We start from the raw sequence: 16865 nt of genomic DNA, 5'->3' as shown, positions 1-16865 counted from the left end.
GTTCAGGGTCGGAGGGGATCGGCCGGTGCGGCTGGCGTGCCTGGCAGGCTCCGGCCTGCTACCGCGAGCGAAGACCACACCAGCGTCAGCACCATGGCGAGGATCCCCAGCGAAGGCCCCCCCATTTCTCGCCATGCGCGGACATAGGGATCGAAGGTGGGTCCGCCGGGGGGGAGTGTCAGGGCTGCAAACAAGCCGACCATTCCGGCAATCGCGGTCCAGCGGACCGGGGCCGCGAGACTGGACTTCATCACAAAGCCTGCCGCGAGGGCGCAGGGGAGGAGAAGCATGTAGAGGTGGCGGGTGTTGGTCTGCGGACTGAACGCGAGGGTCAGCCCGATGAGCGACGCCCACTCGACCGCGACCATCATCCTCCAGGGTTGATCGTGCTGTTCGCGAGCAGCTGGCCAGCACAGGAGCGGAACGCCGCGATATCGGTACATCGCGATCACGGCCACGCCGACGGCCAGGGCGGCGACTGCAGCAAGAGCGAGGCCGAGGGCGTGCTCTCGCTCGTGACCGACGAGGCGGGCGATTGCGCTTGTGATCGAAACGCTGAATGAGACGGCGAGAGGCTCGACATTGGCGATCGGCGCGTTCTCGACCCGGATGCCCACGAGGTTGAGGATCCCTGCTCCGGCCACGCGGAGGTGGCGGAGGTTCTCGCTCCAGCCGTTGAGCAGGGCCGGGAGCAACGCGAAGAGGACGATCCCGCCGGCAAAGCCCGCCGCGGCGCGCCAACGGCGTCGCACGAGGAGCCACCCGAGGAGCACGATTGGGAGGTACTTGATGTTGAACGCAACGCCGAGGGCAAGGCCTGCGAGAACCGGCCGGCGGTCGAGCCACGTCAGAGCGAGGGCGTACATGAGCAGCAGGATGGCGTTGGTCTGCCACATCTGAAGCTCGCCCTTGATCTTGTCGGCGATGATGACGGAGGCGATGGCCGCGACCGTGAGCACGGCGGGCCAGGCGCGGCGAATGTCGAATCGGTCGACCGCGCTGCGGGTCGACAGGACGAGGGTGGCGAAGACAATCAGGGTGTTAAGGACAAGGGACAGCGCCGCGGCGGTATCGAAGTCAAAGCGAGCAAGCGGGGTGTACAGAAAAGCGAGCAGGGGCGGGTAGATATAGCCGTTGTGCCAAGAGGTGTAGGGGTCGGAGCCGTCCAGCATGGCCCGGGCGGCCCAGTAGAAGTGCCCGAAGTCGGCCGTTCGCGCCTGGCCGATCCGCGGGATCGAACTGGCCACGCCATACACAAAGACGCCGAGAATGACCAGGGCGGGGAGCAGAACGCTCCACAAGGATCGTGCCAGACGATGAGTCAACGGAGGAGTTCCCTCGTTGCGGGTTCTGTGGTAATCGAAGCGGTGAACTGGCTCAGCAGGTCAACCGGCATCAGGGTGCGAGCGTCCGCTCGGGGTTGGCATAGACGGTCGGGCCGGGACCGGTGTTCTCTCGTTCCACTTGCTTCGGGAGGTTGCTGCCTCCAAGAGCTCGTGGGAACGAGTTGCCCGCGATCATCGCGACGTGCCCATCGGCAAAGGCCGTGTTAGTGGCCGGTGCGTTTTTGGCCTTGTGTCGGTACCCGATCCGGCAGTTGGTCTGTCCGAACTGGTTGTCGCGCTGGCGGCCCGCGTAGACGCCGTCGGCGAACGCGATGAGCTGAGCGGGGCGCTGGAACACGGACATCCGCGTGTAGTCGATCGTGAGGCCGTTGGTTGAGGGGCCGTATCCGACGGAACCGGTGTAGTAGAGGTCAGGGGTCACGACCGTTGCGGCGCCGATCGGGTTGTCGGCGTTGATCCAGTAGGCGATACGAAGGATTCGGTCGAAGCCGCGGTCTTCGATCGTGGTCGGGACGTTCTGGCCTCCGAGCCGGAGATTGGGCCAGTCCATCCAGCCGCGGGCGTTGTTGGGGTCGTCGCCGGTCTGGCCGAGGCGCATGCCCTCGATATCGAGCATCTCCGGGCAGACGAAGGCAGTGCCCCGGTTCTCTCGCGAGCCGGGGATATAGCCATCGCGATCGAGAATCGGGCCCCAGCCCTCGAGCGGGACGGCGGCCCCACCGGCGACGCCGGTCATCGTGTAGGAGGGGATGATGCGTTCCTGGTGATCGTCGGCGTACATGACCGCGCCCTGGCCGATCGACCGGAGGTTGACGGCGCACGCGGTGGTGCGCGCCGAAGCGCGCGCCGTGGCGAGGGCAGGGAGGAGTATCGCCACCAGCGTGGCGATGATCGCGATGACGACCAGGAGTTCGATGAGGGTGAACGCTGGCCGGCGGAGTGCGGTGCGCATGGTTCCTCCATCGGAAGGATGGGGCTGCTCTGGCGAATCCCTGCGCAGAATACCACGCCACAAATAGAAGGTGGATGCACACCCCCTGTTTGGCATCGCAAAGCCGCCTGCCGGATTTGAACCCGCGACCTGCGCTTTACAAAAGCGCTGCTCTACCACTGAGCTAAGGCGGCCAGACCGGGCTCAGCCCGGGGACGGATGATAGTCGTCCGGCGCCGGGCGGCGGCACGCGGGCAGCCACCACAGCCCCGGCTCAGCAGCCGCCGCTGAGAGCGCCGAACCACACCCCGACAAACTCGGCAATATCGCTCGGTGTGACGCCGTCGAGACCGTTGAAGTCAGCGACAAAGGTGTTGTTCTGAACGTCGGACAACCACTCGCTGACAAACCGGGCGATGTCCGCCGGCTCCACGAGTCCGTTGCCATCCCGGTCGGCCCGGCAGACCGGGGCGCAGCCGAACGCCATGACGACGACGTCATCGACACACGCCTCGACGAGCGCGCCGGCGAGTTGGTTCTCCGCGACAAAACGGACCCGGACGTTGGCAGAAAGCGGGAAGAAGTCGCCGACTCGGAACTCGCTGTAGAACCACCCACCGACCGTCTGGCCACCCGACGGGCCGACGACCTCGGCATTGGTCCACGAGGCGCCGTTGTTGTTTGTCACCGAGACGGTGAATCGCTGCGTGCCTCCGGTGCCCAGGGAGCCGAAGGCGTTCGAATACCATCGCCAGTAGCCGACGCGAGCATTCGGGCGGCCAGTGAGATTCAGGAGTGGCGACATGAGGGTGGTCTTGCCGCCCGAGACGTCGTTAGCGGAGTCGTTGGGGCCGGCGTTGCCGTCGGTGACCCACGCGCGGTGCGCCCCCGTCTGGGTGTGGTCGTCGCCTGGCTGGGCCGAGGTGGCCTGCGGGCGCATGCGGTTCCAGATGCCGGCGGTGGCGGTGTCGATCGACCCGCCCGAGGTGAAATCGCCGACGGTCCACCCCTGATCGGTCTCCATGTCGTCAGAGAAGAGCGTGGTGGTGGTGCTCGCTGCGCGGGCGAAGAAGTTGTCCTGGGGGGCCGCCGGCGGGCTGAGGAAGCCGGTTCCGCTCGTCGTCTTGGCGCGGATGTAGTAGCGGATCGAAGCGCCGCACGTGGCGGGTGGGAGCGTGCCGCGGTACCTGGCGCCGCCAATGGGGATCATGCCACGGGGGGTGTAGGGGCCCCCGTCGATGCTGGCCATGAGCGCAACCGAAGAATCATCGATCTGGGCACCGGTCGTGTTGATCTGAACGATGACCTCTGCGGGGACGGTCGGCTGGACGGTATCCGGCTGGCCGTTCGGGTAGGTCATGGTGACCGTGTCCGGGTCCATACGCAGAAGGAACAAGCCGCGCTCGATATCGGAGATGGCGATGGTGCCGCTCGGAAAGAACGGGTAGTTGCCCCAGACGCCGTTGTAGTTCGCGTAGTCGTTCTCGGGGAACGTGTCGAAGTAGGCAACCTCGACGGGAGCGAGGGGGTTTGTGGCGTCAAAGACGCGGAGGCCACTCCGGTAGTTCCCCTCGAAGATCATGTTGCCCTTGACGTACAGGTTGTGGTCAACCGAGGGCTTTCCGTTCGAAAAGGTCGCCGCGACGGTGGGTGCGGAGAGGTTGGAGACGTCGATCACTCGGGTGGTCATCACCGGGACCGAGCCGAGCTGCTCGTCGAGTTCGTCGTTGATGTAGAGGTATCGCTTGTCGTCGCTGAGCCATCCCTGGTGGCAGAAGCGAACGCCTGGATAGGCGAGGCTGCCGACGGTGAACATGTTGGACTTGTTGGTGACATCGACGATGTCGAGGCCCGTCTGGTTGTTCCCGTTGTACGGGCCGCCGGTGAAGCAGAAGGCGATCTCGCGGCCCGCATAGGGGCCGGTGGTGTAGGTCACCACCTGGGCCTCGTGTACGTACCGTGTCGTCCATGCGCCCGCGATCGTCGGGTTGGTGGCGCTGCCCGGCGAGGTGGTCCTCATCGCCGTCAGACCGCCGTTGTTGATGTTGGTGCCGCACAGGTAGAGAAACCCGGAGGCCGGATTCGAAACGATGGTGTGGACCGTGCTCAGGCCGCTCGGAGAACGGGTCGCCGCGAGCGTGACCGTGCCGTTATCGATCTGACGCAGATCGACGACCTGAACGCCGTTGCCGGATTGGTCGCTGACGAGGTAGGCGTAGTCGCCGATGACGGTGCTGTCGTGCCAGAGCGAGTCCGCCCCGGCGATGTAGCCGACAACCACCGGGTTGACCGGGTCAGTGACCTCGATGAACGCTGTGCCGCGCCGCAGGCCCAGAATGGCATACTCGCGGCCGGAGGCGGACACATACCCCCAGCAGTCGGCAGCCGTGACCTGGATGCCCGAGAACTGATTCAGCGGGAGCCAGGACTGCAAGACCATCCCCTGGGCCGGGAACCCGATGATCGTGTTCGAGAACGGGTCAACGCCCTTGGCGTCCCCTTTCGAGCCCGCGGCCTGGACAGGAGGCCGCCGGTCCTTGAGTTTCATCCAGTCTGGGTCGGCGTGGAGCGGAGTCGCGGCAAGAGCGGCAAGGCAACCCGCTGCACCCAGAGGCTTGATCCAAGCCCCGACCGAAGAAACCAACGTCGTCATGACATACCTCTTCAGGGAACGGCTGCGAACACTTCCCCTCCGGAGAGATGGTACCTGATCAATGCGAGTTCACCAACTGGAGCCGAAAAGGAAGGCCATTGGCATCCCATGGCGTAGACTGGGGATAGCAGCCCCCAACTCCCCCACTGACATGAGCCGAATGGTCGTCGTTCTTGGAGTTCTCCTCGTGTTTGCCGCGGCCCTAGGGGCCGGGCAGCCCGGGCTGTTCCTGATTGACGACTCCAGCGTGCCCAAGGTAACCGTGTCATGGGTCTGCCGGGATGGCCAGGAGGTCCTGCGAGAAGGGAGCCGGGAGTACGCCGATCCCGGACGAAAGACCATCCTTGCGGACAATCTGCTTTGCTACGCCGCCGTGGGAGGAACCAGGCTCGACGCAGGCCTTGCGGATCCGCGAGGAGGGATCGTGCGTGTCGGGTTCTACAAGGTCGATGGGCGTTCCCCGATGTTCCCGGAGATCGCACCGGGGACCAGCGTGACGATCACCCTCAGGGGTGTGCGGTTCAATCAGCCGGCCTCGCCGCGGCTCAAGTCCGGCTTTATGCACGCGAAGTTCGATGATCCGGTGTCGGTTCTCGGCTGCAACGACTCCGCCGGGCTGTCGGCGAAGAACAGCCTGCTCGACCTCTACAACACAGCGGACCCCGGCGAGTCTCTGTCCGGTCGGATCACGGCTCGAAATGGCCGGCCCGGGGTTCTTGCACCCGAGCACGCGACATCGAGCGTTGCCAAGGGGCCGATGGATGCCGGGTCGATCACCCTGACAACCGAGGCCGATGGTTCCATCACGATGGTGGCGGTTGTGCCGTACGCGCTCTTCAAGCACCCGGACGATCCGTGGCTGAGAAGCAACCCGGGGGACTTCGTCGAGCCATTCCACTTCCACATCGAGTTCGAGTGCCTGCCCGCGGGCGCTTCGGACAGCGAGCCCAGCAAGACGCCCGGCTAGGCGGCGGCCGCGAGGCGTGTTCGCAGCACGCGGAGCGTCGCGTCCACCATGATGGGATCGAACTGCGTGGCGCGGTTGGTCTGGAGTTCGCGGATCGTCTCGGCTTCTGCCAGAGCGGGCCGGTACGGCCGGCGGGACCGCATGGTCACGACCGCATCGGCAACGTTGAGCAGGCGGGCGAGATTCGAGACGGCGCCTTTCGCGAGGAAAGCTCGCGCGTCGTAGCGGGTATGGTGGTGCGCGATGCTCCGAACGATCGCATCTTCGAGGCCGATGCCTCGTCCGAGGCGGGCACCCTCATCGGCGTGGCGGTCCATGATCGCACGCTCCGATGGTGTTAGTGCGCCCGGCTTGGCGAGGAGTTCCTCCGGGATGACGGCCTTTCCCAGGTCGTGCATCGCCCCAGCGGTGCGGGCCCGCTCGGCCACGTTGGGGGGGCAACCGAGCTCCGAAGCAAGGCGAGCGGCAAGATCACCGACCTGCTGGGAGTGGGCGACAAGATGCTCGATCTGCGTGGGACCGAGGAGCCGCTGACTGGACCGGAGGAGCAGCATGAGCCGCTGGCGGGGGCCGAGGTGGCGGTGGCGCCCGATGCGCCATGCGAGACGCCGGATGGCGACCATTTCCCATGTGCACACCAGGCCTTGGCCGCGTGCAAGGGAGAGTCGCATGGCCCGGGCGGCGCGGCGGGCGGCTCGCTCGATGTCGGCCCCATCATTGAGCCACGCCATCCCCGCGCCGACCCGACCGGGAAGTTCGACGCCCATGGTGTCGAGAATGGCCTGCACACGCAGCCAGACCTCGGTGCGTGTTCCCGGCTCGAATCGGATGGTGAGACCGGGTTCGGCCTCGGAGTGCCCGACGGGCATCCGACGGCTGAGCCGTCGGACGTTGACGGTGAGTTCCTCGGTATCTGTGTGTCGCCCGAAGACCACTACCGCGCCCCCGGAAAACCGGAGTTCGTCGGGAGCGATCTGCCAGCGACGCATCAGCGTCGCGACCGCGAGCCGGACCTGGTCCGTGTACATATCGGAACTTCCCTCTGATCTTGGATGTGTGGGGCATGACCAATCCGGGGGATCTATCGACCGCCGTCCCCCCTTCCTTGGCGGTGCAAGACCTCGGGCGGAAGAACGTCGGCGGAGCTGACGGCGTTGCTGTCGGGGTCGGCCCAGCCGTTACGACCAACGTGCTTGTCGGACGTTGCGACAGTTACCTGGTTTCGGCGGGGCTTCGGTGTCGGGTATACTCGCGTTCGGGCTCTTCTGCCCCTCGGAGTGCGCCATGGATGTTGACCTCCTTTCCCGGGCGCTCTTCGCTACGACGATCATGTTCCACTACCTCTTCCCCCCGCTCACCATCGGGCTGAGCGTGGTCATGGTCGTGATCTTCTGGAAGAGGCTGCGGACGCGTGACCCCGCGTACGACTCGGCCGCGAAGTTCTGGACGGGGCTGTTTGCCCTCAACTTCGGGATGGGGGTTGCAACGGGGATCCCGATGGAGTTCCAGTTTGGCACGAACTGGTCGGTGTACGCGCGGTTCGTAGGCGATATCTTCGGATCCGCGCTGGCCGCCGAGGGGATCTTCGCCTTCTTTCTCGAATCGGGGTTTCTCGGGGTGCTGGTGTTCGGGTGGAACCGGGTCTCCGCGCGCACGCACTTCATCGCATCGGTGCTGGTGTGCATCGGGAGCGTGTTCTCCGCGACTTGGATCGTGATCGCGAACTCGTGGCAGCAGACCCCGGCCGGGTTTGTTCTTGTCGACCACAACGGCGAGACACGCGCTCAACTGGCGAGCTTCTACGACGTGGTCTTCAACCCATCGAGCATGGAGCGGCTGGCGCACGTGCTGGTGGGGGCGCTGGTGATGGGTTCGTCGTTCGTGCTGTCGGTCTCGGCGTGGTACCTGCTGAAGAACCGGCATACCGAGGTTGCCCGACGGTCGTTCAGGATCGGGCTGGTCGTAGCCGTGATCGGATCGGTGCTCGCGCTGATCACCGGGGACATCAGCGCCAGAGTCGTCGTCAAGCACCAGCCGGCGAAGCTCGCCGCTATGGAAGGGATCTTCAAGACCGGGCCAGCCGGGCTGCACCTGTTTGGGATCATCGACTCGGAGGCGGAGACAGTTCGCTACTCGGTAGCGATTCCCGGGGGCCTGAGTTTCCTGGCGCACGGGAGTTTCGACGCACCGGTCACGGGCCTTGATCAGTTCAAGCCGGAGGACAGGCCGCCGGTCGCGATTCCGTTCTATGCGTTCCACCTGATGGTGGCACTAGGGATGTTCTTCCTGGCGCTCAACTTCGGGGCATGCTACTTCTGGTGGCGAGGAACGCTGTTCAACCAGCGTTGGTTGCTGCGCACGTATGTCGTCGCGGTCGCGGGGGCGTACGTGGCGAACCAGGCGGGCTGGGTGACCGCCGAGGTGGGCCGCCAGCCGTGGGTGGTGTATGGGCTCCTGCGGACCGCCGATGCGAACTCGCCGTCGGTCAAAGCGCCCGAGGTGCTCGCATCGCTCATCGCGTTCGGGCTGGTGTACTTCATGCTTGGCTCGCTGTTCGTGTTCCTTCTCAACCACAAGATTCAGGCAGGGCCATCGCCGATCGCCGCGCCGGGCGTTGACGAAGCGAGATCGCTGGTGGAGGCGGCGGCCGATCGAAAGGATCCGCTCTCGAGGTCCGCATCGGACGAGAACAAAGGCTGACAATCGCCGCCCACGGAAGGAGTCTCCCGCGTGGACCTTCACCTGCTCTGGTTCATACTGCTCGGCGTGCTGCTGACGGGGTACGCGATTCTCGATGGGTTCGACCTCGGCGTGGCGATGCTGCACCTGGCGGTCGGGCGGAACGACCACGAGCGCCGGATCATTCTCAACTCGATCGGGCCGCTGTGGGACGGCAACGAGGTCTGGCTGGTGACGTTCGGGGGCGCTCTCTTCGCGGCCTTCCCGATCGCCTACGCGGTCTCGTTCTCCGCGATGTACATCCCGTTCATGCTTCTCCTGCTGGCCCTGATCGGCCGCGGAGTCGCGATCGAGTTCCGGAGCAAACAGAAGAGCCGGTTCTGGCGGGCGTACTGGGACTTCTCGTTCTTTGGCGCGAGCACCCTGGTCGCGTTTCTATTCGGCGTGTCGGTGGGTATCGCGATGCAGGGGATCCCGATCGACTCGAGTCGGGAGTTCGTCGGCTCGCTTCGCGACCTGCTCGGTGTCTACCCCGTCCTGACGGGGCTGCTGACGCTGAGCGTGTTCGCGATGCACGGCTCGATCTACCTCTACCTGCGCACCGAGGGTGAACTGCAGGAACGGGTCCACCGATGGGTCTGGCGGTGCTTCGGGCTCTTTCTCGTAACCTACATCGTTACGACCATCTGGACGCTGACCAACGTCCCCAGCGCAACGACGAACTTCCGGGCGCACCCGTGGCTCTGGGTCTTTGTCGTGCTGGGCGTCCTGGCCATCGCCAATATTCCACGGGCGATGTTCAAGGCGCGGCCGCGGTACGCGTTCGTGTCATCGGCGGCGACCATCGCCACGCTGGTGCTGCTTTTCGGGGCGGCCCTGTTCCCGAACCTGGTGACCTCGTCCATCGATCCGAGCCTGCACCTCAATATCTACAACTCGGCGTCATCCCAGAAGACCCTGGGGATCATGGCGGTTTGTGCGGCGATCGGGATCCCCTTTGTGCTCTCGTACACAGTCATCGTCCTGTGGATCTTCCGCGGCAAGACCCGCCTGGAGGACCACAGTTACTAAAGCCCTGCGTCAGCCCTGGGATGGCCTTCATCGCGTCGCATACTGGCGGTCAGTGAGACCGCCGACACCAATAGAACACACACCGGCCCATCCTCGGGCAAGCGTGCCTTAGCCTCATCCAGCGGGACGGGGGTATCGCAGGGCGCCTACGTCCCACCGGCAGGCATCTCGCGCGAACATCGGGGAACGAGTGGACATCTGTCGTTTCACCGCAATTCCAGGCGAGAGCGCCGGCAAGCCTGGGCTACCTCGCCGAGCAAGAGGAGTCGAGAAGGTCGGCGGCTGTGACAATCTTGCGCCAGGCACGGCTTCGCCTTCGGCACCGCACCGGATGCCCGAGAGCCCGAGTTGATGGCACGCCTCTCCAATAATGGGATCGCGCTGGTCTTTGATGTCGGCTGGATTCCCCGACCCCAATCGACTGCCCAACTTTATCATGCAGTACGTGGTAGAGGATCTTCTTGAGTTCGCGAGAGCCAACTTACTCGATCGATCCTTGCACACTCTGCGTGCATAGCGATGAGGCTCTGCGAAGCGGCCTGTCGCGTCACGGCTGCGCGAGTTCAACACAAGACTCCAGTTGACGGACGTCCTGATTCTCTAGGAGCGCACTGACCGAGTCGTTCAGGTGCTCGACGACGGCATCTCCCCACACGAGAACGAGCACGCCTGCGGCTCAACGTGCAAAGAGGCTCGATTCGAGGTGCGCGGCAACGAGGGCACCCTGTTCCGGGCTTTCCCCGCATGGTACGACGCGTGCCACCGGGCGTGGTAGACTCTCTACTACTCTCGCGCAGACGGGAGCAGCTGCAGGAGCACCATTGGTGAACAAGCCAACTCCCCGACTCCTTTGGGCCGTGACGACGACGACGGTCCTTTGCGGTCTGGCCGCGTGCGAGCGGTTCTTCAGCAAACCAGAGCCACCGCCGCCACCCGTACCTCAAGTGTCTGTCATCAAGACCGAGCCGCGGGATGTGCCCATCTACGGTGAGTGGATCGCGACCCTCGATGGAATCGTGAACGCGACGATCCGAGCCCAGGTCACCGGGTATCTTGTGAAGCAGACGTACCTTGAGGGCGATCTGGTTGCGAAGGACCAGGTGCTGTTCGAGATCGACGATCGACCGTTCATCGCCGCGCTTGATCAGGCCAAGGGCAACCTCGCGCGAGCAAAGGCCGAGCTTGGCAAGGCGACGATTGACGTCAACCGGTACACACCGCTCGCGGCCGAGAATGCGATCAGCCAGCAGGAACTCGACGACGCCATTCAAGCGAAGCTCGCGGCGGAGGCTCAGGTCGCGGCGGGTCAAGCAGCGGTCGATCAGGCCGCGTACAACCTCGGCTTTACGAAGGTCACTTCGCTGATTTCCGGCGTTGCCGGCACGGCGACCGCGCAGATCGGCGACCTCGTGGGCCCCTCGACCGGCCCCCTCACAGTGGTCTCGACCCTCGAGCCGATCAAGGCGTATTTCAGCGTCAGCGAACAGGCCTACTTGGAGTGGAAGGGACGACACCCGGACGTATCGACCCGCGACGACGCCGCGGCATCGAGCCTGGAGTTCGAGTTGATCCTGTCGACCGGCCAGGTCTACCCCCAAAAGGGGAAGTTCCTCTACATCGACCGCCAGGTGAACGTCCGCACCGGGTCGCTGACGATCGCGGCTGAGTTCCCGAACCCGACGTCGCTGCTCCGCCCTGGTCAGTTTGGCCGGATTCGCGCGGTGATCAATATGAAAAAGGACGCGATCGTCGTGCCGCAGCGGGCCGTCAATGAAACCCAAGGGGCCTACTTCGTCACGGTCGTCGGCGAGGGCGACAAGGTCAGCATCCGGCCTGTCAAGGTGGGGGACCGCACCGGCTCCGACTGGGTCATCGAATCCGGACTGAAGCCCGGCGAAACGGTGGTCGTTGAGGGTCTTCAGAGGGTGCGAGACGGGACGATCGTCAAGACGCAGCCGTACGAACCTTCCAAGCCACTGAACACAGCGGCAAATGGCTAGCCGAGCGGCGCGGGCGTGAACTTTCCGGCGGCGCTCGCGGCCCGCCATTCCCTTACCCTGGACGAGCATGGCCAAGTTCTTCATCAACCGCCCGATCGTTGCGATCGTGATCTCGATCATCATGGTGATCGTCGGTCTCGTTTCGATGGCGAGGCTCCCTGTCGCACAGTTCCCCAACATCGTTCCGCCCGAGATCTACATCAACACGACTTACCCGGGGGCTGATGCCCTCACGGTTGAGCAGTCGGTCGCCACGCCCATCGAGCAACAGATGAGCGGCGTGGACAACATGACCTACATGTACTCGCTCAACATGAACAGCGGCATGCTGAGGATGTACGTCGACTTTCGCCTCGGCACGAACGCCGACACCGACCAGATCCTGTCCCAGATGCGCGTGCAGCAGGCCAACAGCCAGTTGCCGGCCGACGTGATCAACCAGGGCGTTACGGTCATCAAATCGACCACTTCGCCGCTGATGCTCTTCAGTCTGTATTCGCCGAACGGAACGTACGACTCGCAGTTCCTGGCCAACTACTCGTACATCAATATCAACGATGCCATGACCCGCGTCCCGGGGATCTCCCAGGTGCAGGTCTTCGGTGCCGCGCAGTACGCGATGCGGGTCTGGGTGCTTCCCGATCAGCTCGCCAAACTCGACATCACAATTCCCGAAATCGTCCGCGCGATCAAGCAGCAGAACACCGTGAATCCCGCGGGCCAGATCGGCGGCGAGCCGGTCCCGACGGGGCAGGAGTTCACGTACTCCGTGAGGGCCCAGGGGCGGCTTCAATCGGAGGAGGAGTTCGGCCAGATTGTGGTTCGTGCCAATGCCGACGGTTCGCTGGTGCGATTGGCGGATGTGGCGCGCATCGAGTTGGGAACACAGACGTACAACCAGACGTCGCGATTCGATGGAAAGCCGGCGGCAGCGATTGCTCTCTATCAGCTCCCCGGTTCGAATGCCGTCGAAGCCGCCAAGCAGGCGAGGGAGCTGATGGCCCAGCTGGCCGATCGCTTCCCGCCCGATATCGCTTACGAAGTGAGCCTCGATACGACGCTTGCGGTGACCGAGGGGATGAAGGAGATCGAGCACACGTTGATCGAGGCGCTGGTGCTGGTCATCCTCGTGGTATTCATCTTCCTACAGGGTTGGCGTGCCACCCTGATCCCCCTGCTCGCGGTGCCGGTCTCGCTCATCGGTACTTTTGCGGTCTTCCCGATTCTCGGGTTCTCGATCAACACATTGTCTTTGTTCGGGATGGTGCTCGCCATCGGCCTGGTCGTAGACGATGCGATTGTCGTCGTTGAGGCTGTCGAGCATCACATCGAACACGGGCTCACACCGCGTGAGGCTTCGCTAAAGGCAATGGAAGAGGTCTCCGGGCCGGTCATCGCGATCGCCATCATTCTCGCGGCGGTGTTTCTCCCGACAGTGTTTATCCCGGGGATCACCGGGAGTCTGTACCAGCAGTTCGCGGTGACCATCGCGATCTCGGTCATCATCTCCGCCTTCAACGCGCTCTCGCTAAGCCCGGCCCTGGCGTCGATGCTGCTTCGACCGAAGAAGGAGAGCCGTGGGCCGCTTGGTGCGTTCTTCCGCGGGTTCAACCGCGTCTTCACGACGAGCACGAATGGATATGTCACCATTTGCCGCGTGTTCGCGCGGAAGTTCATCATCACGATCCTATTCCTGGGCCTGGCGGTGTACTCGGCGAGCTTCTTCGCGGCACGCACGCCTTCGAGCTTCCTGCCGGAAGAGGATCAGGGTTATGTCTACGCCGCGCTGCAACTCCCCAACGCCGCAAGCCTGCAACGGACAGACGAGGTTGTTGGCGACGCCGAAAAGGCCATCGCCGCAATCCCGGGCGTCAAGCACGTCATCAGCATCGCTGGCTTCTCGCTGCTCTCTAATGTATTCAACACGTACTCGGGGTTTTTCTTCATCACACTCGAACCGTGGTCCGAGCGCAAATCACCTGACCTTCAATACGAGGTGATCAAGGCAAAGATCAGCCGTGCCATCGGAGGCCAGAAGGAGTGTATCGGATTCGCGTTCTCGCCGCCCGCGATCCCCGGGATCGGAACGGCGGGCGGCGTGTCCTTTGTCCTTGAGGACCTGGCCGGCCGCGATGTCGATTTCCTTGCGTCTGCCGCGGCGAAGTTCATAGAAAAGGCCTCGACGCGACCGGAACTGGCCAACGTAGCGACGACCGCGCTGCTGAAAGTTCCGCAGGTCTATGCGGAGGTCGACCGCGACAAGGTGCTCAAGCAAGGCGTCGAACTCGCGGATGTGTACACGACGATGCAGGCCTTCATGGGCGGATCGTTCGTCAACTTCTTCAATCGGTTCGGCCGCCAGTGGCAGGTGTACGTCCAGGCGGAGGGGGCGTTCCGCACCGATGCCCGGATGATGGGCCAGTTCTACGTGCGGAACTCGGTCGGGGAGGGCGTGCCGCTCTCGGCCGTGACCGATGTGAAACGGACCGAGGGGCCGGAGTTCACCATGCGGTACAACCTGCACCGCTCGGTCCAGTTCAACGCGACGGCCGCTCCGGGAACCAGCAGCGCCCAGGCCATGAAGGCCCTCCAGGAGGTCTTCGCGGAGCACATGCCACCGAACATGGCGCTCGGGTACATGGGGATGTCGTACCAGGAAAAGCAGGCGCAGGAGGGTGTGCCCGCATCGGCGATCTTTGGACTTTCGCTCCTGTTCGTGTTCCTGATCCTTGCAGGCCTGTACGAGTCGTGGTCGCTTCCGTTCAGCGTGCTGCTGTCCACCCCCATCGCGGTTGCGGGCGCCTTCCTGGCGCTGTGGCTTCGGGTTATGGAGAACAACATTTACGCCCAGATCGGCCTGGTCATGCTGATCGGCCTTGCCGCAAAGAACGCGATCCTCATCGTCGAGTTTGCAAAGCTGCAGCTTGAGACGGGCAAACCGCCGCTCGAGGCAGCACTTGAAGGAGCCCGCCTTCGCCTGCGTCCGATCCTGATGACCTCATTCGCGTTCATTCTCGGGTGCGTCCCGCTGGCTATCGCATCCGGGGCCGGAGGCATTTCAAGGCGGGTCATGGGGACCGTTGTCATCGGCGGCATGCTCGCCGCGACGATGCTCGCCATCCTGATCATTCCGGCTCTGTTCTATGTCATCGAGCGTCTCCGCGGTGCCAAGCCCGGCCCTGCCGCCACCGCGGGCGACACCGGCGTGCCCGCCTCCGAAGGAGGGCACTGATGGCTCGGGCTGCTTTCCTTATCCTCGCGGTGCTTGTGCTCCAGGGCTGCCTGGTTGGGCCGGACTATGAACGGCCTGAGATCACCACACCGCCTGGCTACCGGGGCGACTCGGCTCAGGGCGACGCCGCGTCAATCGCGGACCTTCCGTGGTGGGAGGTGTATCAGGATCCGACGCTCCAGGATCTCATCGGCACCGCGATCAGCAATAACTACGACCTTCGAATCGCCATCGCTCGAATCGAACAGGCCAGGGCGATCGCGGCTCAGTCGCGATCGGAGCTTTACCCCTCGATTGGTTACGGCGCCGCGGTCAGCAGCGGCCGGAACGAGTTCCTCGGTTCGCCGTCGGTTACCAATGGCTCCAGCAGCTCGCCGTTTGCCGGCGTGCTTAATGCCGCCTGGGAACTCGACGTGTGGGGCAGGATCCGGCGGCTCAACGAAGCCGACCTCGCGGAGTTGCTCGCAACGGAAGAGGCCCGGCGTGCGGTGCTCCTGTCGCTGGTCAGTGAAGTAGCCCGGACCTATTTCGAGTTGCTTGAACTGGACCTGGAAGTCCAGATTGGCCAGGCCACCACTGAGTCGTTTGGCGAGAGCCTTCGCATATTTGAGGCCCGGCTTCGCGGCGGGACCGCCTCGAAGCTTGAAACCTCGCGAGCCGAAGCCGCCTTGGCGAGCGCCGCGGCAACAATCCCTAGTCTCCAACGCACGATTGCATTTCGCGAGAACCAGCTGAGCGTGCTCCTGGGCCGTCCACCCGGGGCTATCGAACGCCCAATAGCGCTGAGCGATTCCCTGGTCCCGCCCGAGGTCCCGGCGGGCCTTCCGGCAGATCTGCTGGCGCGTCGACCAGACGTGCGAGCGGCGGAGCAGAGCCTGCGAGCGGCCAACGCGCGGATCGGCGTCGCAATCGGAAACTACTTCCCACAGATCGGGCTAACGGCTTTCCTCGGAAAGGTAAGCCCCGAGCTTGGCGCCATCACCGGTGGCGCCACCAATGCGTGGTCGGTCGCAGCCTCCGCCACGGGACCGATCTTCACCGCCGGCCTTCTCGAGGGACAACTGCAGCAGGCCCGCGGGGCCTGGCAGCAGTCAGCGCTCGAGTACGAGTTGACGGTGCTCAATGCGCTGCAGGAGGTGTCTACGTCCCTGATCAGCCGCGAGAAGCTCGTGGATGTGCGCAGAGAGCGAGAACGATCGGTCCGGGCGTATCAGGAAGCCGTCAAGGTGTCGACGCAGCGGTACGTCGCCGGAAAGTCCTCCTACTACGAGGTGCTGGAGGCTCAGCAGCAACTGTTCCCCGAGCAGCTCGATCTCGCCCGTACTCGGCTGGATCAGCTTATTGCCGTCGTCAACCTCTACAAGTCGCTGGGCGGAGGGTGGAGGCTGACGACCGAGGAATGGGGCACGACCGAACCGCTCCCGCTGCCGCCCGATCAGCGGCCCAAGGACGAACCGTCGAAGGCCGCACCCGGCGACCAGCAGTAGCATAAACCACGACCTGGCATCACGAAGAGCCGCATTGCCCCGCCAGATCATCGTGCCAGATTCCGATGAAGATGGCTAGATCTGACGGCGTCACGTCGCCATCGCCATCCATGTCTGCCTCGTCTGATCCGGCCGAGATGGAATCAAGCCAGGCAACGACATAGATCGCCACATCAGAGGTATCAACACTCCCGCTCTGGTCCCAGTCGCCGTGGCAGACCACGGGGTCCAGGCGGTTGATCCAGATCTCGACCGGGGGCCCCTGCCAGTTCACGCCCAGGATGTCCAGGTCGCCGTCGCGGCCCAGGTCGCCCAGGCGGATGTTGTGCGAGCCGGTCGTCGCGATCACCTGCAGCGTCCACGAGCCGCCCGTCCCGTCGCCCGCGTAGATCCCCACCCGCTTGCGGGTCGACTGCGCCATCTCGGCGAACACGATGTCCAGCTTCCCGTCGCGGTTGATGTCCACCACGTGGAACGCGTGCACGTAGTCGATCGACGT

General features: G+C 64.2%; 12 protein-coding genes and 1 tRNA gene. 7 read left to right on the top strand and 6 right to left on the bottom strand.

Annotation, left to right across the window (positions count from 1 at the left end; all coding sequences use genetic code 11):
* Positions 1-2 precede the first annotated feature (2 nt).
* The 4 genes from KF745_15220 to KF745_15205 form a co-directional block, all read right to left on the bottom strand.
* Entirely contained in the window at positions 3-1325 is a 1323-nt protein-coding gene (locus KF745_15220) for a DUF2029 domain-containing protein (protein MBX3359766.1), read from the bottom strand.
* A gap of 70 nt (positions 1326-1395) precedes the next feature.
* Positions 1396-2298 (bottom strand): type II secretion system protein, encoded by a 903-nt coding sequence (locus KF745_15215; protein MBX3359765.1) that lies wholly within the window; start codon positions 2296-2298, stop codon positions 1396-1398.
* Between the two features lie 101 nt (positions 2299-2399).
* Positions 2400-2471 (bottom strand) — tRNA-Thr (locus tag KF745_15210).
* Between the two features lie 80 nt (positions 2472-2551).
* Complete coding sequence (locus tag KF745_15205; protein MBX3359764.1) at positions 2552-4930, bottom strand: choice-of-anchor B family protein; 2379 nt, start codon at positions 4928-4930, stop codon at positions 2552-2554.
* A 151-nt stretch (positions 4931-5081) separates the two neighbouring features.
* Here KF745_15205 and KF745_15200 point away from each other — a divergent pair, with 151 nt between their 5' ends.
* A complete protein-coding gene (locus KF745_15200) occupies positions 5082-5897 on the top strand; it encodes a hypothetical protein (protein ID MBX3359763.1) in 816 nt (271 codons plus the stop codon).
* Here KF745_15200 and KF745_15195 read toward each other — a convergent pair.
* Positions 5894-6925 (bottom strand): HD domain-containing protein, encoded by a 1032-nt coding sequence (locus KF745_15195; protein MBX3359762.1) that lies wholly within the window; start codon positions 6923-6925, stop codon positions 5894-5896. The two genes, KF745_15200 and KF745_15195, sit on opposite strands and share 4 nt — an antisense overlap.
* A 256-nt stretch (positions 6926-7181) precedes the next feature.
* Between KF745_15195 and KF745_15190 the strand changes: the two genes are divergently transcribed.
* From KF745_15190 to KF745_15165, 6 genes are all read left to right on the top strand, one after another.
* Positions 7182-8597: a cytochrome ubiquinol oxidase subunit I gene (locus KF745_15190; GenBank protein ID MBX3359761.1), complete on the top strand. Its 1416-nt coding sequence runs from the start codon at positions 7182-7184 to the stop codon at positions 8595-8597.
* 30 nt (positions 8598-8627) lie between these two features.
* Positions 8628-9647 (top strand): cytochrome d ubiquinol oxidase subunit II, encoded by a 1020-nt coding sequence (gene cydB, locus KF745_15185; GenBank protein ID MBX3359760.1) that lies wholly within the window; start codon positions 8628-8630, stop codon positions 9645-9647.
* Positions 9648-10275: 628 nt separating this feature from the next.
* Positions 10276-10422, top strand: coding sequence for a hypothetical protein (locus KF745_15180; GenBank protein MBX3359759.1), 147 nt, complete (start codon positions 10276-10278; stop codon positions 10420-10422).
* A gap of 49 nt (positions 10423-10471) precedes the next feature.
* Positions 10472-11647 (top strand): efflux RND transporter periplasmic adaptor subunit, encoded by a 1176-nt coding sequence (locus KF745_15175; GenBank protein ID MBX3359758.1) that lies wholly within the window; start codon positions 10472-10474, stop codon positions 11645-11647.
* 67 nt (positions 11648-11714) lie between these two features.
* On the top strand, positions 11715-14879 hold the full coding sequence (locus KF745_15170; GenBank protein ID MBX3359757.1) for a multidrug efflux RND transporter permease subunit: 3165 nt from the start codon (positions 11715-11717) through the stop codon (positions 14877-14879).
* Positions 14879-16366 carry an efflux transporter outer membrane subunit gene (locus tag KF745_15165; GenBank protein MBX3359756.1) on the top strand — a complete coding sequence of 496 codons (1488 nt, stop codon included), beginning with the start codon at positions 14879-14881 and terminating at the stop codon, positions 16364-16366. Before KF745_15170 ends, KF745_15165 begins: the two co-directional genes overlap by 1 nt.
* 19 nt (positions 16367-16385) lie before the next feature.
* Here KF745_15165 and KF745_15160 read toward each other — a convergent pair.
* Positions 16386-16865: VCBS repeat-containing protein (locus tag KF745_15160; GenBank protein MBX3359755.1), on the bottom strand; the 480-nt coding region annotated here is incomplete at its 5' end.

The sequence above is a fragment of the Phycisphaeraceae bacterium genome (genome assembly GCA_019636655.1).
Classification (GTDB): domain Bacteria; phylum Planctomycetota; class Phycisphaerae; order Phycisphaerales; family UBA1924; genus JAHBXB01.
Note: the sequence above shows the minus strand (reverse complement) of the source record. Positions and strands in the feature narration are given on the sequence as shown.

Coding starts and splice junctions, on each gene's coding strand:
- KF745_15205 (MBX3359764.1), bottom strand. CDS start 4,930: ATGACGACGTTGGTTTCTTCGGTCGGGGCTTGGATCAAGCCTCTGGGT.
- KF745_15170 (MBX3359757.1), top strand. CDS start 11,715: ATGGCCAAGTTCTTCATCAACCGCCCGATCGTTGCGATCGTGATCTCG.
- KF745_15165 (MBX3359756.1), top strand. CDS start 14,879: ATGGCTCGGGCTGCTTTCCTTATCCTCGCGGTGCTTGTGCTCCAGGGC.
- KF745_15200 (MBX3359763.1), top strand. CDS start 5,082: ATGAGCCGAATGGTCGTCGTTCTTGGAGTTCTCCTCGTGTTTGCCGCG.
- KF745_15215 (MBX3359765.1), bottom strand. CDS start 2,298: ATGCGCACCGCACTCCGCCGGCCAGCGTTCACCCTCATCGAACTCCTG.
- KF745_15195 (MBX3359762.1), bottom strand. CDS start 6,925: ATGTACACGGACCAGGTCCGGCTCGCGGTCGCGACGCTGATGCGTCGC.
- KF745_15190 (MBX3359761.1), top strand. CDS start 7,182: ATGGATGTTGACCTCCTTTCCCGGGCGCTCTTCGCTACGACGATCATG.